18 protein-coding genes and 1 other RNA gene are annotated in these 19,606 nt (G+C 32.3%); 12 read left to right on the top strand and 7 right to left on the bottom strand.

Going from position 1 to position 19,606, the window contains the following annotated elements; all coding sequences use genetic code 11:
• The first annotated feature begins 43 nt into the window (after window positions 1–43).
• From smpB to MKY80_RS18770, 4 genes are all read left to right on the top strand, one after another.
• On the top strand, window positions 44–511 hold the full coding sequence (gene smpB, locus MKY80_RS18785; RefSeq protein ID WP_008181258.1) for an SsrA-binding protein SmpB: 468 nt from the start codon (window positions 44–46) through the stop codon (window positions 509–511).
• 361 nt (window positions 512–872) lie between these two features.
• Window positions 873–1,228, top strand: a transfer-messenger RNA (tmRNA) gene (gene ssrA / locus MKY80_RS18780).
• 162 nt (window positions 1,229–1,390) lie between these two features.
• Window positions 1,391–2,365, top strand: coding sequence for a site-specific integrase (locus MKY80_RS18775; protein WP_342530668.1), 975 nt, complete (start codon window positions 1,391–1,393; stop codon window positions 2,363–2,365).
• A 58-nt stretch (window positions 2,366–2,423) separates the two neighbouring features.
• Window positions 2,424–3,836, top strand: coding sequence for a hypothetical protein (locus tag MKY80_RS18770; protein ID WP_342530666.1), 1,413 nt, complete (start codon window positions 2,424–2,426; stop codon window positions 3,834–3,836).
• 528 nt (window positions 3,837–4,364) lie between these two features.
• On the opposite strand, the gene MKY80_RS18765 is transcribed toward MKY80_RS18770, so the two are convergent.
• Together MKY80_RS18765 and MKY80_RS18760 are read right to left on the bottom strand one after the other, a co-directional pair.
• Window positions 4,365–4,532: a hypothetical protein gene (locus tag MKY80_RS18765; protein WP_342530664.1), complete on the bottom strand. Its 168-nt coding sequence runs from the start codon at window positions 4,530–4,532 to the stop codon at window positions 4,365–4,367.
• A complete protein-coding gene (locus MKY80_RS18760) occupies window positions 4,529–4,696 on the bottom strand; it encodes a helix-turn-helix domain-containing protein (protein WP_342530662.1) in 168 nt (55 codons plus the stop codon). The genes MKY80_RS18765 and MKY80_RS18760 overlap by 4 nt, the downstream gene beginning before the upstream one ends.
• 456 nt (window positions 4,697–5,152) lie before the next feature.
• Between MKY80_RS18760 and MKY80_RS18755 the strand changes: the two genes are divergently transcribed.
• Window positions 5,153–6,913 (top strand): hypothetical protein, encoded by a 1,761-nt coding sequence (locus tag MKY80_RS18755; RefSeq protein WP_342530660.1) that lies wholly within the window; start codon window positions 5,153–5,155, stop codon window positions 6,911–6,913.
• A 403-nt stretch (window positions 6,914–7,316) separates the two neighbouring features.
• On the opposite strand, the gene MKY80_RS18750 is transcribed toward MKY80_RS18755, so the two are convergent.
• Window positions 7,317–7,880, bottom strand: coding sequence for a site-specific integrase (locus tag MKY80_RS18750; RefSeq protein WP_342530658.1), 564 nt, complete (start codon window positions 7,878–7,880; stop codon window positions 7,317–7,319).
• 261 nt (window positions 7,881–8,141) lie between these two features.
• Here MKY80_RS18750 and MKY80_RS18745 point away from each other — a divergent pair, with 261 nt between their 5' ends.
• Together MKY80_RS18745 and MKY80_RS18740 are read left to right on the top strand one after the other, a co-directional pair.
• The gene (locus MKY80_RS18745) at window positions 8,142–9,779 is read left to right on the top strand and encodes a DUF2075 domain-containing protein (RefSeq protein WP_342530656.1); all 1,638 of its coding nucleotides are present in this window, start codon (window positions 8,142–8,144) and stop codon (window positions 9,777–9,779) included.
• Window position 9,780: 1 nt separating this feature from the next.
• A complete protein-coding gene (locus MKY80_RS18740; RefSeq protein WP_342530654.1) occupies window positions 9,781–10,119 on the top strand; it encodes a nucleotide pyrophosphohydrolase in 339 nt (112 codons plus the stop codon).
• A gap of 81 nt (window positions 10,120–10,200) precedes the next feature.
• On the opposite strand, the gene MKY80_RS18735 is transcribed toward MKY80_RS18740, so the two are convergent.
• Window positions 10,201–10,554, bottom strand: a complete 354-nt coding sequence (locus tag MKY80_RS18735; protein ID WP_342530652.1) for a helix-turn-helix transcriptional regulator — start codon at window positions 10,552–10,554, stop codon at window positions 10,201–10,203.
• Between the two features lie 416 nt (window positions 10,555–10,970).
• Between MKY80_RS18735 and MKY80_RS18730 the strand changes: the two genes are divergently transcribed.
• A complete protein-coding gene (locus tag MKY80_RS18730; protein WP_342530649.1) occupies window positions 10,971–11,270 on the top strand; it encodes a hypothetical protein in 300 nt (99 codons plus the stop codon).
• A gap of 112 nt (window positions 11,271–11,382) precedes the next feature.
• Window positions 11,383–12,363 carry a hypothetical protein gene (locus MKY80_RS18725; RefSeq protein WP_342530647.1) on the top strand — a complete coding sequence of 327 codons (981 nt, stop codon included), beginning with the start codon at window positions 11,383–11,385 and terminating at the stop codon, window positions 12,361–12,363.
• 163 nt (window positions 12,364–12,526) lie between these two features.
• Here the strand turns inward: MKY80_RS18725 and MKY80_RS18720 are convergent, their stop codons facing one another.
• The 3 genes from MKY80_RS18720 to MKY80_RS18710 form a co-directional block, all read right to left on the bottom strand.
• Window positions 12,527–12,880, bottom strand: coding sequence for a hypothetical protein (locus tag MKY80_RS18720; protein WP_342530645.1), 354 nt, complete (start codon window positions 12,878–12,880; stop codon window positions 12,527–12,529).
• 63 nt (window positions 12,881–12,943) lie between these two features.
• Window positions 12,944–13,348: a tyrosine-type recombinase/integrase gene (locus MKY80_RS18715; RefSeq protein ID WP_342530644.1), complete on the bottom strand. Its 405-nt coding sequence runs from the start codon at window positions 13,346–13,348 to the stop codon at window positions 12,944–12,946.
• On the bottom strand, window positions 13,308–13,943 hold the full coding sequence (locus MKY80_RS18710; protein WP_342530641.1) for a site-specific integrase: 636 nt from the start codon (window positions 13,941–13,943) through the stop codon (window positions 13,308–13,310). Before MKY80_RS18710 ends, MKY80_RS18715 begins: the two co-directional genes overlap by 41 nt.
• Window positions 13,944–15,238: 1,295 nt before the next feature.
• Between MKY80_RS18710 and MKY80_RS18705 the strand changes: the two genes are divergently transcribed.
• The 3 genes from MKY80_RS18705 to MKY80_RS18695 are packed head-to-tail and all read left to right on the top strand — an operon-like array spanning window position 15,239 to window position 19,606.
• Window positions 15,239–17,440, top strand: coding sequence for a DEAD/DEAH box helicase family protein (locus MKY80_RS18705; protein WP_342530639.1), 2,202 nt, complete (start codon window positions 15,239–15,241; stop codon window positions 17,438–17,440).
• Window positions 17,437–17,589: a hypothetical protein gene (locus MKY80_RS18700; protein WP_342530637.1), complete on the top strand. Its 153-nt coding sequence runs from the start codon at window positions 17,437–17,439 to the stop codon at window positions 17,587–17,589. The genes MKY80_RS18705 and MKY80_RS18700 overlap by 4 nt, the downstream gene beginning before the upstream one ends.
• Window positions 17,579–19,606, top strand: coding sequence for an AAA family ATPase (locus tag MKY80_RS18695; protein WP_342530636.1), 2,028 nt, complete (start codon window positions 17,579–17,581; stop codon window positions 19,604–19,606). Before MKY80_RS18700 ends, MKY80_RS18695 begins: the two co-directional genes overlap by 11 nt.

The raw sequence follows: 19,606 nt of genomic DNA, 5'->3' as shown, positions 1-19,606 counted from the left end.
ATACTTTCGCTCAAGCTCAACCTTTAAGTAGAGGGTGAATCAAATGGCAAAAGGTTCAGGAAAAGTATTAGCACAAAACAAAAAAGCTGGACATGATTACTTTATTGAAGAGACAATCGAAGCAGGCATGGTCCTAACCGGTACAGAAATCAAATCCATTCGTGCAGGCAAGGCCCAGCTAAAAGACTCCTACGTCCGCATTACCAATGGCGAAGCATGGATTAGCAATATGCATGTCAGCCCGTTCGATCAAGGGAACCGTTTCAACCACGACCCACTACGCGCCCGCAAATTGCTTCTCCATAAAAAGCAAATCGGCGAGCTAGTCGGTGCCGTCAAACGTGACGGCTACACAATCGTCCCATTGAAAATGTACATCAAGGACGGCTATGCCAAGCTCTTAATCGGCGTCGGCAAAGGGAAAAAAGACTACGATAAACGCAACGACATGCGCAAAAAAGAAGCCAAACGCGAAATGGAACGCACCTTCAAATCCAATAACCAATATTAATAGATTATCAGAAAGCTCACCTAGTTGTTGGTGAGCTTTTTGTTTTGGTTGGGGGAGTTGCGGGGGGCGGGGTGAGCTGGAGTAGTGGATAGGATTGGGGAAGTGATGGATAGAATCGTGAAAGTGACGGATAGAAGTTAAAGTATGGTGGAATAGAACAGAGAAAGCGATGGATAGCCTCTAAGTCCAAGCCCATGTTTCCTACTAGAGCGGTACACTTGAACTATCGCTCATTATGTTTTATAATATGAATTACTGATTGCCAGATTTCATGGAAGCGTACTTTTAAGCTCCCACCGTACTAGAAGCAATTCTAGCTCTTTGTTTGAACGAGGCTCAACCGCTTCGATTCATATATCAAGGGGACGTTACGGATTCGACAGGGATGGTTCAAGCTTTAGTCGCGCGTCGGAGGGCTCGGCTCCGTCATCAACGACAGTTATATAATAACTGGCAAACAACAAAACTTAGCTTTCGCAGCGTAAGCTCGTAAGCGCTCTGCCTCTCTATCGCCCATGTAGAGAACGTGGGGCCCAACTTTAGTGGGATACGGTCGATGGTGCCACCTGAGTCATCGGCAAGAGATTTCCAGGTTAGCGTACAGGACGCCTGTTTGTCGGCATAATGTTACGCGAATCGTAAATAGGCAAACTACACGCGTAGAAGCTGAAGTATTGGAGTCTTTGGACGCGGGTTCGACTCCCGCCGTCTCCATAAAATTTCAATGTAAAACGTTGATATATCAGCGTTTATAAGACTAGGGATATTGAACGGGAGTTGAACTCTTGGGCAATATCCCTTTTCTTATCCCTATGGAAAATTAGCATATGTGAGCTTATTCAAAGACCTTCTAATAAAACATATTAGGAGGTTTTTTCTATGGCAAATAGAAAGCGAAAACACGGCATATTCGCGGTAAATAGTGAGGTAGTATTGCTATCTAGTAGTGAAGGTGAAGAAAGAGAAGGTACGCACATTAGCATTGCACTTGAAACAATCTTTAAACAAATGCGTATAGCGGGGAACCGACCGCGCACAATTGAGAGTTATGAGTACATCTTTAAACAGTTTGTAGAGGTTTGTGGAATTGAAGTAGTAGAGGATATTGATTTAGATAATCTCTATCATTACTTAGATGTTTTACAGGTTACTCCCGCGACTAAACTAATACGCTTAAAGTCGATTAAAGCGGTACTAAGCAAGTTTTATAATAACAGTTGGTTAAAAGACCGCTTCTGGAGCAATATTCAAATTAAGATTGATAAGGAAGTAAAGAAGGGAGCACGGGAGTCTGATATAGAGAAGCTCTTACAGCTAATAGACCAAACAACATTTATCGGCTTTAGAGACGCCGCCGCGATTAAAGTAATGTATAAGACAGGTATTCTTATTCGTACATTAGGAGAGCTTAGAGAACGTCATATAGACTTTGAAAATCTATGCTTAAACTTAGATGGCTCTACGCTAAAGAATCACAAGTTTTTAAAGCTCCCTATTGATACGGAACTAGCGGAAATGTTAAAGCTACTTATTCAGTTAAACAATGGTATCCGCGCTCATTTTGGTACAGACAACCACCATATCTTTATTACTCAAAACGGTACACCGATGAATAATAGTAAATCGTCTAATTGTGCCATTTCTAAGCAATTAAGTAAGTATTCGAAGCGGTATGGTTTAGAGAACATTAATGCACACGCAATTCGCCGCGCATATGCGAAGAATCTTCTGGAGAAGGGTGCTAGTATTGCTTTAATTAGTAAAGCACTTGGGCACAGTGATTTAGCAGTAACTACACAGTATTTAGAGCTAGGTATAGAGGAAGTCGCGAAGGATTTAAGGGAGTATCTTTAATCATTATATTTGTGTATAATATTTACAAATTGGAAGGTGAGAGTTAAGGAGATAAACAATGGATGTAACTGAAATAAAGTCATATTTATATAGTAAAATTGATGATTATTCTAGAAGGGAAAATCAAAATAAGCATTTATTTCAATATATTATGTACGCATATCCTTTTATATATGAGGGGAAAACACATTGGTTTTTAAGTCATTTATTCGAGACATTAGCGTATATTGATAAATTTGTAGAGGGTTATTCTAAAATTACTATTGATAAAATTGCTTCGATTGATAAGAAAAATCCAGAACAAATTTTTCAAATATTAGGTGAAGTACTGGTTCTGTTTAATTTATTGAAATTGGATGAAACTGATAAAAACAGTGTTGAATTAGAGCCAGTTCCGTATAAAGGCGCAAAAAATCCAGAGTTTAGATTAAAAATTGGTAACGAGTGGTTTGCTATAGAAGTTAAAACACCTGATTTATCATCTTTTAATGATATAAGGCATAATGGGGTTCAAATTACTTCTAGATTAAAAAAAGAAGAAATTAAAGTCTTAAAAGAAAATAGGGAAATTGTATTTAGTAAAGATTTGAAAATACAAGATTACTTGAAGAGTGCTGAAGAAAAATTCTTTGTAAATAGGGGGGAAGAAAAGTACAAAAATGATAAAACTATTTTAGTAATTGTTTGGGATGACTTTATAAATGAATGTATAAGCACATTAGTAAATCCACATTCAGGATTACTTACAAATGAAAGCTTTTATAAAGATAGCAAGTTTGAAAATGTTGATTCAGTGATTACTTTTAGACACTTACATCATCTAAAACATTTATTTTATTTTGGGGAATTACTAATATATAGTCCTAAAGATAAGCCAAGTAAAAATGTTTTTGACTTAGATGAGTATTCTCTTACTACAGGAGTATATTTTAAAAATCCAAATGCTTATAAAGAAGTTCAATTTGATTTTTTTAAAATCGCTTATCCAATTAGTGAGAATGAGAATTCGATTAATTTTGTCGCGGAGTATCAACCAACGGATATTATAGATTGGACAATTGCCTTTGGAGTTAGTGGGCTAAGTTTTTGTTCAGAAGAGCTGAGATACAATATAATAAGCTTGTTTAAGGATAAAAGAGAATTTAAATTAGAGAATTCTAAAATAACAGCGGATTTAACTGTATTGTCGTTAAAGAGAATTGTAGAAGATTATAAAGATGAAAAAGAAGTATTAGAAGTGGTTAAAAGGATTATAAAAATTAATGAATCAGTATGTATTTCTAATATAGGCAAAATTGAAAGTGATTGGAATACTATAAATGAGATTAATACCAATGCAAAAAGAAAATGGAATGAATTAAAAAAAGTAAGAATTGATAAAAGTTGTTTATGTAAATCAGGTAAAAAATATTATGAATGCTGTTATCATCATTTGAGGTACTTTAAGTTTACGAAATATTATACACCATAATTTTAAATAGATTTTTATTTGTTTTATGACTCGATGTTCGCTAACGCTCACACCGAGTGTGCTTCGCTACGCTCGCACTAATTTTTATTTAATAATTTTTATTTTGCTAGCTATGTAATTCGAGGACACAGACCACCCCTTGTAAAAGGGATGGCGATACGGATACGTAATCCTGAGGTATCTTCATAACATTCAACGTGCCCAGGTGTAGCTTTACCACGTATATTCTCAATAACTCTGTTATGCCACCTAGCCAAAAGGCTACTACGACGGTGTGTTCTGGGAAAAGATAACACCATCTAACGGTGAATCACCGCTAAGGAAGGCGGGCTAGTTTTTAAAGTGTTCTCCTAGATAACCACTTGTGAAACGTATATATTATTTTTGATAAGCGGCTCATTCTTTCTGAGCCGCTATTATAGTTTAATTGTAAAGTTTGGAACGTATGTTTGCAATTGGTAGCTCTAAAAAGCTACCATTATGCTATATACTTCACGTTCACTTAGATTTAGGTTAAATAGGAACCTTTCAAAAGAACCTTTCAAAAGAACCTTCTGTAATACAATAACTGTAGTCACTAAAAAGACTATCAGTTTGAACAATTTCAAGTTCTTTTGCTTCGATAGCTCTTCGGACTATTGAAGGGCGGTATCCTAATTGCTCCATAATACGTTCTGCTAGCTCTACTCTAATCATTTTTTAACCTCTCCTTTTCTTATATACCTCAATATTTCATCTTCGGCAAAGCGAATACATCTACCGATTCCATAACTTGGTATTTCCCCTTTTCTAGCTAATCTGTAAATAGTGAAAATGGATACGTTCAATAATTCTGCTACCTGTTTAACACTAAGCATCATAGTGAAAATAACCTCCTTAATAACTTTCTACTCTTAGTATAAGTAGTACTAATGGGAGTATTAACGAGCTTACGTAAAGCAAAAGGAGCTTCGTTTTATTAGACAAGGAGAGAAAGTGAAGCTAAGTAAAAAATAGTTTAAAGCGGAGGTGTCTGAAATATTTGCAAAAATTTCTTGCGCGTATTACGAGAGTTACTCCATTTTAGAAGTCCTTAAAGGGAACATTCGGCATGGGGTGGGTAATAAAAATCCTTTTTGTTACCGTTTGTTCCCTTAAAAATAAATTATGCTATATTAGTAAAAAAGAGTGATTATGGGGGTGTTAGAAGGTCACTGATAATAACTATGGGGTTGTTTAAGGGAGAAAATTCAGGTCGGGAGATATTTGAATCAAAATGAAATTAGCTTTATAAATAAAAATATATTAAAGAAATAGGTGTATTTTACTTGGTATGTATGAGATGTAACAAAGGGAAAATATTAAATAAAATAATAAATCAAGAGAATAATTGTGATGAATGCAAGATACTCCAAAAGGTTACAGATATAATATTAGAAGATGTATATTTATTTTATACTTCGAATCTACTTGATATATTTAAAAGTCTTGTACCTATAGAGATAGATGGACAATTAATTATTGTCAATCCAACTTATATTAACGATTTATCTGCAGATGAAATATTAAGAGAAAAGACAAATTACATAGGGATTAATGGGGAAGTTTATCACGATAAAAAAGAGATAGCTAATAAATGTAACCTAATAATGGGGTTAATACTAGATGATGTAAAAAACCTAATAGAAGATAATCCTAAACAATATATAATTGCATTATTGTCTATGTTAGAGTATTGCAATCATTTAGTATCAAGTTTAGTTATATGGCTAAACAGCAATATGGATGAAATTGAAAATCCAAATGATGATGTAGCCTTTATGATAAAACAATTAAATAATGTAAAGAAATACTCTAAAGAACAGTTTCCATATATTTATAAAACATGGGAAGGTGAATTAAGCTCTGAAAAATATGGAATACAAAATATGATTGAAATTCTAAATTATTTTAGTAGTGATAAGGAATTAATTATAGAAAAAATAAACTCATTGAAATTACAAAAACTATTGCAATATACTAGAGCCCTGCAGCAACTTCTTTATATTAAAGATGAGGCAATTAATGGTGGTGAATTGGAGATTAATGGTCTTGGAGATTTATTAGCCAGTAATAAATATGACTACGATGAATTTACTAAATATTATGTTGATTCTATGGCTAAGCAAAATAGAGACAATCTAAATGATGAAGCAAAAAAAAGATTTAATAAAATTTGTAAAAGATATATAGGTTTACAACTAGAAGAAATATTTTGTATCTTAAAAAATTTTAGTAAATATTTTTATAATAACGATGAGTTTATAATTTGTGATGTACAAAATTTCTCACGAATAATTGAGGACATATTACCTGAAGTACCTAAAGAAAATATTACTAAATTTATTAATTATTTAGTCTATGATGTAAATACATTTAAATTTCCTCAAGATGCCAATTTAAATGACAATAGAGTTCTAAGAAAATGTCTTATGCCTATTTTAAATAATGTTTTTGCATCTCCAGCTGGTATTATAAAGCATAGTTTGCTAGGTTTATATATGGATATTATAAATGCAAACATACCAAAAGGTGATTTTCAAAAGGAGCTATTTAAGGTTAAATCTGATTATATTGATAAAAAGTTTGAAGTCCAAGTTGGTCAATTCTTAAAAGAAAATTTAAATGGAGTTTATGTGAAGTGGGGAATTGAAAAAGACGAAGTTCCGGATATAAATAATAAGGGAAAGTTCATTGATTTATATGGTGAAATTGATGTAATCCTTATAATAAAGGGTAAAATGATTGTAATAGAGTGTAAGAACCCTATTTTAAAATTAACTCCAAAAGAAATTAATAATGAAACTAACAGATTTGAAAAAGAAAGTCCGAAGTTTTTTCAAACAAAGTTACAAAAAAAAATTAATAAAATATATTTGAATTGGGATTCAGTTATTGAATATTTAAATGTGCCGAATACAATTAAAATAGAAAAGGATTTACCTATGGGGGTAATAGTAACTAGTACATTTAATTTAAGTTTGATGAATGAGAATTTGAAGTTCCCAGTATTATTACTTAATGATTTGATTGAATGGTTAGATAAAAACATTATTTAAATCTAAGGTTTAAGGTTTTGTTTATAATTTTATTTATAGTATTATATATTACAAAGGTCTTTGAACCAAGTTCGTAAATATGTAATACTCCCTAGTGGATTAAATAGTTGAAATGAGCGCGGCGTTAAAGTTTACAATCCCTTGTGGTTCTAAGTGTCGGCATAAGGAATCGCGAATTGTAAATAGGTAGACTACACGCGTAGAAGCCGGCGTATTGGAGCTTCTGGACGCGGGTTCGACTCCCGCCGTCTCCATACATTGGAAACAATATAGTTTCAAAAAGTGTCAAATTCCTTGGTATATCAAGGGTTTGGCGCTTTTTTTATTTCAAAAACTTTCAACTGATATCAAACGGTTTTGGGTCATTTTTGGGGTCAAACTAGGTCAAAATTGGGTCAAAGAATTAGCGTGAATTGATGTATGCATCAAACTTTTCAATTGTGCTAGCTTTGGTTTTCTTGGTTACATGCGTATAAATGTCCATTGTCGTTTTAACATCTGTATGTCCTAGCCTCTCCTGTACTTCTTTAATACTTGCACCCGCTTCAAATAATAATGAGCAATGGGTATGTCGTAAACCATGTGTAGTAATAGGCTGAAGCTTGTATTTATCAATTACTTTATGGAGCCACTTTTGCGTTTGAACAGGTTGGATGAAGCGGTTATGTTTATTGCTAAATACGAGTTGTTTTTTATTAGATGTATTAATGCCCTTTTCTAAATAAATCTTACTTTGCTGTAACTTCCATTTTAATAGTAAAGACATTGACGTTTCATCCATTTTAATTGTTCGCACTACACCATTTTTAGTTGTCTTTAGGTACAATTGACAATCCTTGCCGCGATCGTAAAACTCGGAAATTAACTTTTTCCCATCAAATGTTTTTTTTGCAGGCTTTACACGTAAATAAAAACGTGTGATAGGTGATGTATCTTCACCATTGAGATCTGCAGTATTATTAAACATTTCAACACCATTAAAGAGGGTTCTAGTAAACTGAAGGTAATAGCTGAAGGATATAAAGAAGCAGATGGGGGATAGGTGTTTATGTACCTGTAAGATTTGATAAACCCCTAGTATGTAATTTGTGCGAATATATTAGCTTCCATTTGGTCAGCAGTCTATTACAAGTAAAAAGGGATAATTATGATAAAATAGTAATATAAATTATGTTTAGTTAAATTATATATACGTTTTAACCAGAGTATTGTGATAAGGAGAAAAGAAATGACAGGTATCGAAATACTATCATGGCCTTTTATACAAGAAAGCATCAATCAAATCAACAACAAAGAGCAGTATTTAAATTATCCAGTCATTTATGTTTTGAATGGCAATAAAGAAGCTTATATTGGTGAAACGGTTTATTTTAAAAATCGTATGAAAGCACATTTAAAAGCACGTAAAAATATTAAACAAGTAAATTTGATTAAGCACGAACACTTCAATCGTTCAGCAACCTTTCATCTAGAGACAAAGCTGATTAACTACTTCCTTGGTGATGAAAAATATACGCTTCAAAATAAAAGTAAGACGGCTAACGATTTTACTCATAACTACTACAATAAACCTTATTACGATCAACAACTATTTAAAGAACTTTGGCAAAAACTATATGAACAAAAGCTTGTTGACAATGAGTTACATGTAATTGAAAACAAAGATATTTTTAAATTATCTCCTTTCAAAGATTTATCTTTAGAACAACTTGAATTAAAAGATAAAGTACTCGAGTTTTGTGAGAAACGAGTTACTCAAAACTCAAGTGAATATGGAAGTCTATTAGTCATTGAAGGTGAAGCGGGCGTTGGAAAAAGCGTTGTGTTAAGTTCTATTTTCAATACGATTCAAGAAAGAGTAGAAGAAGCATCCTCATATTTATATCGTACAGAAAATTATTTAGCTGTGAACCATGAGGAAATGTTTAAAACATATAAAAATATAGCAAAACAAGTGAAACATTTAAAAGGGAAAAACTTTGCAAAACCTACATCTCTGATTAATATGTTGCAAAAAGAGGGAAAAAAGGCTGATATCATTTTCGTAGATGAAGCACATTTATTACTAACAAAGCCAGATACTTATAATGGCTTCCACGGCAATAATCATTTAGAGGAGTTTTTGAAGCTAGCAAAGGTAGTTGTCATTATTTATGATCAAGATCAAGTATTAAAACTGAAGAGTCTATGGGGAGCAGCAACACTAGAAGGGCTTAAGAAATTAAGTACTTTTCACGAAGAATACCAGTTAACAAATCAATTCCGCATGCAAGCAAATGATGACGTAATCAAATGGATAAACGAATTCAAGCGAAAAAAATTATTGCCGCTTCCTAAAGATAAAAACTATGAATTTAAAGTATTTGAATCTTTGAAGGACATGCATGATGAAATTAAATCCCAAAATATTCAGCACGGTTTAAGTCGTGTTGTATCAACGTTTGATTACATACATAAAAAAGATGGTGGGACCTACTACGTGAAAGAATCAAATGGTGAATACCAACTGCTATGGAATACAACAAGTACGAAATATACATGGGCAGAAAAAGCAGAAACCGTTCACGAGGCTGGATCAATTTATACAATACAGGGCTTTGATTTAAATTATGTTGGTGTCGTGCTTGGGCCATCTGTTCAATATGACGCTGCTAAAGATGAAATCAGCATTGATACGAGTAAGTATATGGATAAAGGTGCATATACAGGTATGGACGGAATTGAAAATGTAAATGAAGCAAAGGAAAAAATCGTCCTAAATTCAATCAATATCTTGATGAAGCGTGGAATTAGGGGTCTGTACATTTATTCAAGTGATGGAGCGTTGCGCAATAAACTTTTAGAATATCAAAAAGCAGGTGAATAGTATGAGTGAGTTAGAACAACTACGTAAAAGTATTATGCAATTCCGAGACCAACGTAACTGGCAGCAATTTCATAATCCTAAGGATCTAGCACTCTCCTTATCATTAGAAGCAAGTGAATTATTAGAGCTATTTCAATGGAAAACGAGTGAGGAAGCAGTTGAAAAGAATTTAGATAAGATGAAGGAGGAGCTAGCGGATGTTTTGATTTATGCGATATTGTTTGCGAATGAAACGGATTTGGACTTAGTAAAAATAATAAATAATAAACTTCAAAAAAATAATGAAAAATATCCAATTGAAAAGTTTGCTGGAAAAAATACTAAATACAATGAGATATAAATTTATAAAACATTTAAAAGGCAATCTAAAAACCTTAGTTTTCGTTTGAATACAAGAAACTAAGGTTTTTCTTATGGAAATTTATCTGATATAGGGAAGTAATAGTACATATAATCCCTTTTTTTGTTCCTCTGATAAATTTTTAATGATATTAAATAATTCATCATCTATATTTTCACTTTGTAGAAATTTATCTTGTGGAATCTTAATAGTTGTATCAACTTTGTTTTCCAGTAATAAAAAGAATGAGCTAAGCGTTAGTCCAAATTGCTCGCAAATTTCACCTAACAGTGTATAATTCGCTTCCTGAATGCCGCTTTCTATCCGTGAAATAGATGCTTGAGAAATATCTAATTTTTGAGCAAGATCACTCATACTTAAATTATTTTCTTTGCGTAATGAACGTATTAACTGTCCTATTTGCAAGTTATTCATATATGTTATTTCAACTCCACTTTTATCGTTTAATTAATCGTACAGTTATTGTATTTTACAATCAATAGAAAATAAAATATACTTAAAACGTAAATATACATAATAAGTAATGAATGGGGTTGAACGTTATCGGAAACTTTGAATCGGCACTTATTTTATTAATAGATGAAAGGATTGATGTGCTTTATCATAATAAAGTTTTTAGGAATCACCAAAATGAAATGGTTAAAGATGTTAAACAGAAATTATCCAAAACTCTTTCAGGCATAAGTGAAATAGAAGTTAAAGAGATTTCTGAGTCGATACAGATATCAATTCTTAATTATCAGCACTTATTATTTCAAGATATATATATAAGCAAGGCTTTTTAGATGGGATTGTACTCAGAGAAAAAATATCAGGGGGATCGATAAACGATGAAAGCACTTTTTAAAGGTCAACTCACGATGGATGTATACAAAATTGTAGAGAGTTTAGGGGATGAAGAAGCTACACGAAATTTTGCACATGAAGATATTACATCTGAATTGTTAAAAGAACTAAGGACATTAGTCGAAGCAAAAGGCTATCGCGTTCCTTACGTGGGGATAAATTTAGAATATGAGGGTGTACCTACTACACAATATGTATCAATAGTAAATAAAGCTATTAAAGAAGCTAAGAATAGTGAAATATATATTCGTGGAAAAGGGACTATAACAAATATAACTTTTTAAATAGCATTTAATTGTGCAGTTTTTTTGGTAAGTAAAATTCTTCTAAAAAACTGCATTTTTTTATAACTTGTAAATTCAATTTGGAAATCCTTGTATACAAGAGGTGACGTAATTGAATAATGACAACATAGAAATTGAGAAATTTAAATCATTATTTTTAGAAGATAAAATCTATAATGCGCTAACAAAGTATGGTTATAAGGAAGAGGTGCTTTTTCCTGAGTTTATTAAAACTTTAAATGCTAAAAGGCTTTATACTTCTTTAGAAGTCTCTACAATGCTTAATATGAATGTTAGTAGTTTCCGCTATTATGTTACAAACCTTTGTAAATTTGAGTATCTTGAGAATGTAAGAGAGGGGAGAAATTATAAGTTTAATTATATAAGTATTTATAAATTGTATTTAGTGCAGCAGTTTTTAAAGAGGCAAGGTAAAAATTTGAATAATGTTAAGCTATTGTTAAATGAAAACGTTGATAGTTATCAAAAAGAAATTAAATTAATAAAGAATGCGATAAAAAGACTGGATCAATATATTGGCTTCCTTTTTAAGTTTGAAAAAGGGAATATGCAAACCAATGAAGAAGTCCAAGTATTAAATAAAAAAATGAGGATAATTGAAAAAGTAATATTGTCTTGGAATGAAAATCAAGAAGAAATTTTTAGAATAGAGCAGTCCTTATATATATTGCATAAGAAAGCTTTTGGGATAAACGACGAGATAAATATATGTTTGAGAAAGTTACTTTATCTTGAAAGTGATTTTAATATTTTGTTGTTGAAAAATGACTATTGTTCGAAAATTCATGAGCATAAAGATTTTATAAAGCAAACAAAGAATGGCTTATTTAAAAGGTTATTAAATATCAGTCCATTGGATGTAAGAGATAGGGAATGTACATCAAATTTAAGTAAACAGATTCAAGATTTGAAAAACGAAATTATTGTTGAACAAGAACGTAAAAGTAATTTAGAAAAAGAACTCTTTCTACTATATAAAGAAATTGAGAGAGAAACTACTAAGAAAATGGAGTTTACTGAAAGAAATAGAGAGTTTATAAATACTTTTTTATTGAATTTAAAATCTACTTAGAGATATCAGAATTAGAGTAGAGAGTGATATTTTGATAGGGTTTAAAGATGCAAAACCTTATACCTTATTAATGACTAAATAATACAAAACATAAAGAGATGGAATAATCTCCTTTCTTCGTGTTTTGTATTATTTTGTTTTGATTTTTATGGAAAATGAATTTTTAATTTTGACTATAGTATTTCATTAAAAAATCTGTTTCTAGTTGCATTTGTTTATTTAAAGTTCTTTCTACTTCCATTAACCAGCCTTTATAGCGTCGTGAAAAATCCACCTTTCGAAAAGTAAAGGGATATAAGTCTTCTAACACTTTATAATGTGTTCCTCTTTCAGAATTGAAGCCTTCTCTAATAGAGTCTTTACGTAACCCTCTTCCCTCAATTTTACGTCTCCATGCTCCAATGGCTTCTTTTAATCGATGTCTTTCAGTTTTTAATAAGCGTTCTAACGAATTAATTTTTTTTTCAAGTTCTACAATTTGTTCATTTTCTTCATATTGATTTCGTATTTTAACCACATCCTTTGATATTTTAAAACATTATATCTGCAAAAAATGATATTACTAGAGTAATTACAAATTTTATTCAGCTAAATAAATTTGTGTAACATCCTCACGGTTGTGACCAATTAATTTAGAGACTGCTAATCGTGCATCTCCTTCTGTATAACCTTTTTCAATAAAGAGTTCATATTGCTCTTTTGCATAGGCATGTCTAAAACTATGCATTGTAATTTCAACACCCTTTGGCCGAGTGTTGAGTGGGTCTAATACTTTTTGGCGATTATGCCTAATAAAATCTTGCACACGTTGAATTACTTGATGTGCTTTCTGATCTCGCAAAACAAAAAGTTTCTCTCCGCGATTGACCTGTTGCATTGCATCTTGTAAAACGCTAAAGGATTGTGTTTTTAAGGGAATTTGTCGTATTAGTCCACCTTTTCCTTTAACAGTTAGAAAGCCCTTCACGTAATGCTTTTTCAGCATCTAAACGGCTTAATCTAACCGCTTCATGTACACGTAAGCCCTGTTCACGACATAACATAATAATAAGTGCAAGGGAAGGAGAATTTGATTGTTGTGCCAATGTTACTAAGGCTTGATATTCCAGTTCGCTAGGACGACGATCAACACCACCAAAGCGCCTTCTTTCTAAATGGAATTCATTATAATTTTCTTTTAAAATTTGATTGCTACTTAGCTGATAACGAGGATTAGGGATTTGATCATGAAAATATCTGATAGCAGCTAAATCATTTTTAATTGTAGAAGCGGATTTGCCCTCGCTTTGTCGTTCACTTACATAATCTACGAGATGCTTATTTTGAATGTTAGCAAGGGTTTTTAAATTATAGTTGTCCGCTACGAAGCGGCAAAATAAGTCCATATGATTGTAGTATTGAGGTAGTGTTTTATTCACACTAACACCTTTTGCATGTCTAGCAATTTTATTTAATTGCAACATCAAGTTTAAATAGGCTCCTTTATTGCTCACATCTTCATTAGTAGATATGGCCACACGAATTTCTCTTTCTGTTTTAATCCATCCTCGATTTCCGATAACAAGCATTCCTTTCTTCATAGCTGTATAAAAAAGGGCAGACCTCACCCATATATGAAATTAGCTTATCCTTATGAGATTTATATAGTGGGATATAGAAAAAGCCTGCAATAGCAAGCGTTCTTTTTTCGTAATACATACTGTCTATATGGTCTTATAAAATTTCATAACGATATTAAAAGTGTTAAGTAATAATTTGCACAACTTTAAGCAATAATGCTTAACGCTAATTTAGCGGGTGCAGCTCACTTATGCTTACTCTAAAGTAAGATTCATTTTAAAAATGAGAAGTGAGGTCAATGTCCGCAGACAAAAAATCCAATGACTAAATGTAACAAGTAACCTACTTTATAAAGTAGTCGCTAATGCACTTGGCGATATTTCTGTCACTCCTGCCCATTGAGTGTTAGCCCCTTATATTTTTAGGTGTACTATCACCATTTAATATTTATCTCCAAGCTAAATTTGAGATAAGTTTTTGAAACAACTGGTATCGAGCAACAGCTATGTGATCCAGACCAAATCAGAGGTAGGCATCAGCACGATCTGATATTGGACTTTTTCCTCTATAAAAACGCTGTGTTGGTTCTGTTAGAGCAAAAAATCAGCGTTCTTTTTTGCTCAATACTACAAAGATTGATGGGTAAAATCCTAAACAAAAAATAATTGGATTGTTCGGTATATGAAAATAAGCTCAAAAGTGAGTATGAGGATATTTTTGAGGGACGTTCAATGAGTTTTGTTAGTTAAATAGCTTTTAAGTCTAAGAGACCGTTTGAAATTTTTGATAGATAAAAATAAATGAATAAAAGAAATGTTTTTATATATGTTAGCAGCTAGTTTATTCTATTCGAATAGATGTAAGGGGATATTCGGTAAAAAATTCAGATTTATTTTATATTAGAGTGGTTTATTTGCTAATAATTCACCAATTTTCAATTTATTATTTCAAATTGAAAATTGGTGACCATTAAAAGTAACCAACACGAAAAAATCTTTATATGCAACTTGGTGGTCGCATCAAAAACGATTAGTATATGAGGCTACCGCTAGTATTAAGTTTCGTTACTTTAAATCGACACTAATATTGGTTACTCTTTTATGGAATAATGCAACAGAAGAGGATAATGAACGAAAGCGTCAAGATTTATTAAACTCAAATGAAAATAAGTAAAAATAACTATAATTGATTAAATGTTTGTTTTTTTTGTAAGAAAATTGTATTACAATAATAGGAAGTTGGGTTCTCTTACTGTTAAGCAGACTCAACTAATATCTTTGCTATAAAAATAGAATCAGCATTAGGAGTTGGTACTTTGAGTTTTAAGGATTTAAATTACCATGATGAATATATAAGCCATAAGATGGACTTATTAAATGTATTTTATCTGCCAGTTTTACGTAATACGGTTCATCTCGATAGGGCGGTAGGCTATTTCAGGGGAGATTTTCTATACGAAATCTCAAAGGGGATGTCGGCTTTAATAAGGAACAACGGAAAAATGAGAATTATTACTTCACCAGATTTGACTGAAGAGGACATAATAAAAATTGAAGATGGGTATGAATTGCGTAAGTTAATAGAAGAAAAGCTTCAGAAGGCTATACATCCTCCAGTTACTTTTGAAGAACAAGAAAGAGCTAATTATATAGCCCATTTAATAGCTTCCAAGCATTTAGATATAAAAATTGCCGTATTCAAGGATTTGAGGAATAATGGATTGTTTCATGAAAAGTGGGGAATATTTACTGATTTAGATGGAAACAAGATTTCTATGGTGGGATCTAACAACGACACTTACAGTGGGTTATTAAAGAATCATGAATCGTTTGAATTAAATTACTCATGGCTAGCTGAAACAGACAAGCGAAAAATAGAGGCAAAGGAAGAGCGGTTTAAGATGATGTGGGAAGACATTGATGAGGATTTATACATTTGTGATCTCCCTGAAGGAATTAAGGAAGACATACTCAAATACAAGAAAGAAAATATCGTACCAGAAGAGCATCTAGTCGTTATACCTAGAAATGTCATAGAAAGGAGATTACAATACTTGCAGCAAAACCAAATAATAAAACCAACTATACCGAATGTCCCATACGTACCCGAAGAAATTAACGTAAGAGATTATCAATGGGAAGCTCATACAAACTGGAAAAATAATGGTTATCATGGGATTTACTCAATGGCTACCGGTACTGGTAAAACAATCAGTGCGTTGAACTCAGTTGTCCAATTGTATAACGATAAAAAAAACCTATTTGTAATTATTGTTTGTCCTTATCAACATTTAGTGGAGCAATGGGTGGAGGATTTAGAACAGTTTAATATTACTCCAATAATCGGCCATTCAAAATCTAGACAAAGATCATGGAAAACAACTCTAAGAAATCAGATTTCTTTATTTAATTTGAATAAAAAGGATAAATTTTGTTGCTTTATTACTACAAATGCTACTTATAGTAAGGATGAGACACGAGAGGTATTATCCAAATTAAAAGGAGAAGTACTATTTATTGTAGATGAAGCACATAACATCGGTTCAGAGGCAGGCTTAAAGGGACTTTTAGACAGTTATAAGTATAGATTAGCACTATCAGCAACTTTTAAACGAAAATATGATGAAGAGGGTACTAATCAAATTAGAGAATACTTTGGCGATGTTGTATATCATATTGGGATAAAAGAGGCGATTTTTGAAAAAAAATGTCTTGTAGAGTATGAATACCATCCTATATTAACCTTTTTAACAGAGGAAGAATTTGGAAAGTATAGGGAACTAACCTTTAAAATTGCGAAAGGGACTTCAACAGATAAAAGCGGGATTGCATCCCTTAATATGGCTGGTAAGCTTGCTGCTAACGAAAGATCTCTATTAATAGCAAAGTCTTCAGATAAAATTACAAAGTTAAATACATTTATACCAGACATAAAAAAAACAAGTAACAACCTTATTTATTGTGGTGCTGCTAAGGTTTCCCAAGAGGATATGCCAGAAATCATCGAATCAGATCATGGTGAGTATAGGCAAGTTGATTTAGTAGTTAATATGCTTGTAAAAAATGGGATTATAGCTACTCGTTTTACTGCAGATGAAGATATTCATCAAAGACAAATGATAAAAAATCAGTTTTCAAATGGGACAATCGGTACTGTAGTTGCAATTAAGTGTCTTGACGAAGGTGTAAATATTCCTTCTATAGAAAGAGCGTATATTCTAGCAAGCTCAAAGGATGAGAAGCAATATATCCAAAGGCGAGGTCGTGTACTACGTAAATTTGAAAAATGGGGATATAAAAAAGAAAAAGCCGTTATTTATGATTTTGTTTCTCTCCCATTCTTTGTAGATTATGCTACTGGATTATCAGAAACTGACTATAAAATTGGGAAAACACTTGTAAGAGATGAATTGGAAAGAATTAGGGACTTTTACGAAACGTGTTCAAATAAGGATGATGTAGAAAAAATCATTACAGAGCTTCTTGAAACATATCAGGTGGAGGATGAAGAAGAATGACTAAAGACGAATTAAAAAAGAACATAATAAAGTCCGTTATAGAAATTGAGAAAAAAAATATTAATAATGGTTTTCCTCTTACGAAGGATGAAATGATTATTCAAATAGAAGAGTTAATTATTAGGGAGGTAGACAAGTATGAAAATTAAAAAGCTAAAGCTTGAGAATTTTAGGCTATACTACGGAGAACAGTTTATAGAGTTCTCAACCGATGAAGAGAAAAATTTAACTCTCTGCCTAGCTAAAAACAATGGTGGGAAAACAACCCTTGCACAAAGTTTAATATGGTGTTTATATGACTATACCACTCTTAATGAGCCGAAAGATATACTAAATAAAGACGTTAAATTGTCAATGGCAGTTGGAGAGAAGCGACAGGTATCTGTTACTCTAGAAATCGTTCATAAAGGCCAGCTGTATATTATCCGTAGAGAGCAGGAATTTACTAAACAAAACACGCAACTTATAGCTAATGATTCGACTCAAACAATCATTACTTACGATGCTTATAATGTACTTCAGGATGTAAGTAACAAAGACATTAACGAAATACTTCCTCGTTCGCTATCACGTTTCTTTATATTCGACGGAGAACGTATGTTGCATATGGGTACTAATAATAATAATCACAAACAAGAGCTAGAAAAGGACATACAAACCATTTTAGGTCTAGATGTTCTAGAGCAAGCAGTTTCCCATCTTGGAGGATGGAACAATACAGGTGGTGTATTAAACTCACTGAATAAAAAGATTGATACTGGAAATGATAAAGAAATTTCAGAAACTAAAACAAAGATTGATGAAATTAATGATACTATTACTGAACTGGATGAGCAAATTAAAGAAACGACCATTTCACATGCTGAAACTGAAACTCAGTTAGTGAAGATATCTGATTATTTAGAGCAAAACAAACATATACAAGAGAAGCAATTACAGCGGAAAAACTTAGATAATGAGGTTAATGCACTTTTTGATCGGAAAGAAAAGTTAAAGAAGCAATTACTAAGAAAATTTTCGGGTTCCTTTTCGTACCTCCTTCTGCAAAAACTGTTTGACAAAACGATATCTTTTGTTGGTAACTCAACTGATCTTGAAGAAGCTGCACCAGATGTTACATCTGCAACTATTGATTATATCTTAGAAAAGCAGGAGTGTATTTGTGGTACGAAATTTATTGAAAATGATCCTACATTTAGTTTACTAAGAGACAACAAGAAGTTTTATCCACCAGAATCAATTGGTACAACAACCAAACGCTATCTTGATGCAGTTAGGGGTATAACCAAGTCAAACGAGGAAACTAGACAAGAAATCGAAGAAATGTTTGCGGAATACCTTGAAATAGATTTGGAAATACATGGTAAGAATGCGCAACTTGATGGTATTAGCAGAGGAATTCAGGAATCTTCAGAAGAAGAAATTAGAAAAGCCGAAGAAAAGTATCAAGTACTCAAACAAGCTACAACTGACCTTAGTATTAGTTTAACTGAGTTAAAGACCGAGCAGAAGTTTCAATTACAAACCCAGTCAGGTCTTCAAGACAAGCTAGATGCTTTATCTAATACCAATGAACAAAATAGGAAAATTATTAACTATCGAGAGATTACAAGAGAAATACTGAACACCCTAAAAGAATATTATAATTTTGAAAAAGATAAGGTTCGTCAAGAGCTTCAAAAAGAAGTTCAGAAAGTATATGAAGATATAAACAGAGGGAAAGGAAAACTGAAAATAACCGAAAAGTTTGATTTTGAGCTTTATACAGAAAGTAACGGTCAGCAGATTAAGGATAATTCTAAAGGTCAAGGTCTTTCTACTGTTGCAGCATTTGCTTTTGTCTGTGGAATAACAAAATTGGTTAGGGAGAAAAAGCTAAAGGATGAATTAGGTTTCAGTAATGAACCTTATCCATTGGTTATTGACGCACCATACTCCGTAATGGATACTGACTATATTGAAAAGGTTTCACGAGTACTGCCAAAGTATGCGGAACAAGTTATTATTCTTGTAAAAGATGACAATTATGAAACAGCAAAATCAATTTTTGATGAAATGGGGGTTGTCGGAAAAGAGTATAAAATGGAGTTAATAAAAGATGCTGCTGGAAGTGAAAACCAATTCCGGACAAATATATCAAAAAATGAAAAAGTGGTAGGTGTCTAG

Origin of the sequence: Lysinibacillus sp. FSL R5-0849, from assembly GCF_038595075.1 — a bacterium.
Taxonomy (GTDB): Bacteria; Bacillota; Bacilli; order Bacillales_A; family Planococcaceae; genus Lysinibacillus; species Lysinibacillus fusiformis.
Note: the sequence above shows the minus strand (reverse complement) of the source record. Positions and strands in the feature narration are given on the sequence as shown.

What these genes read in the sequence shown, in the direction of transcription:
- MKY80_RS18740 (WP_342530654.1), top strand. Translation starts at nt 9,781, where the DNA reads ATGAGTGAGTTAGAACAACTACGTAAAAGTATTATGCAATTCCGAGAC.
- smpB (WP_008181258.1), top strand. Translation starts at nt 44, where the DNA reads ATGGCAAAAGGTTCAGGAAAAGTATTAGCACAAAACAAAAAAGCTGGA.
- MKY80_RS18715 (WP_342530644.1), bottom strand. Translation starts at nt 13,348, where the DNA reads ATGCTGAAAAAGCATTACGTGAAGGGCTTTCTAACTGTTAAAGGAAAA.
- MKY80_RS18735 (WP_342530652.1), bottom strand. Translation starts at nt 10,554, where the DNA reads ATGAATAACTTGCAAATAGGACAGTTAATACGTTCATTACGCAAAGAA.
- MKY80_RS18770 (WP_342530666.1), top strand. Translation starts at nt 2,424, where the DNA reads ATGGATGTAACTGAAATAAAGTCATATTTATATAGTAAAATTGATGAT.
- MKY80_RS18750 (WP_342530658.1), bottom strand. Translation starts at nt 7,880, where the DNA reads ATGTTTAATAATACTGCAGATCTCAATGGTGAAGATACATCACCTATC.
- MKY80_RS18765 (WP_342530664.1), bottom strand. Translation starts at nt 4,532, where the DNA reads ATGATTAGAGTAGAGCTAGCAGAACGTATTATGGAGCAATTAGGATAC.
- MKY80_RS18760 (WP_342530662.1), bottom strand. Translation starts at nt 4,696, where the DNA reads ATGATGCTTAGTGTTAAACAGGTAGCAGAATTATTGAACGTATCCATT.
- MKY80_RS18755 (WP_342530660.1), top strand. Translation starts at nt 5,153, where the DNA reads ATGAGATGTAACAAAGGGAAAATATTAAATAAAATAATAAATCAAGAG.
- MKY80_RS18745 (WP_342530656.1), top strand. Translation starts at nt 8,142, where the DNA reads ATGACAGGTATCGAAATACTATCATGGCCTTTTATACAAGAAAGCATC.
- MKY80_RS18775 (WP_342530668.1), top strand. Translation starts at nt 1,391, where the DNA reads ATGGCAAATAGAAAGCGAAAACACGGCATATTCGCGGTAAATAGTGAG.
- MKY80_RS18730 (WP_342530649.1), top strand. Translation starts at nt 10,971, where the DNA reads ATGAAAGCACTTTTTAAAGGTCAACTCACGATGGATGTATACAAAATT.
- MKY80_RS18695 (WP_342530636.1), top strand. Translation starts at nt 17,579, where the DNA reads ATGAAAATTAAAAAGCTAAAGCTTGAGAATTTTAGGCTATACTACGGA.
- MKY80_RS18700 (WP_342530637.1), top strand. Translation starts at nt 17,437, where the DNA reads ATGACTAAAGACGAATTAAAAAAGAACATAATAAAGTCCGTTATAGAA.
- MKY80_RS18710 (WP_342530641.1), bottom strand. Translation starts at nt 13,943, where the DNA reads ATGAAGAAAGGAATGCTTGTTATCGGAAATCGAGGATGGATTAAAACA.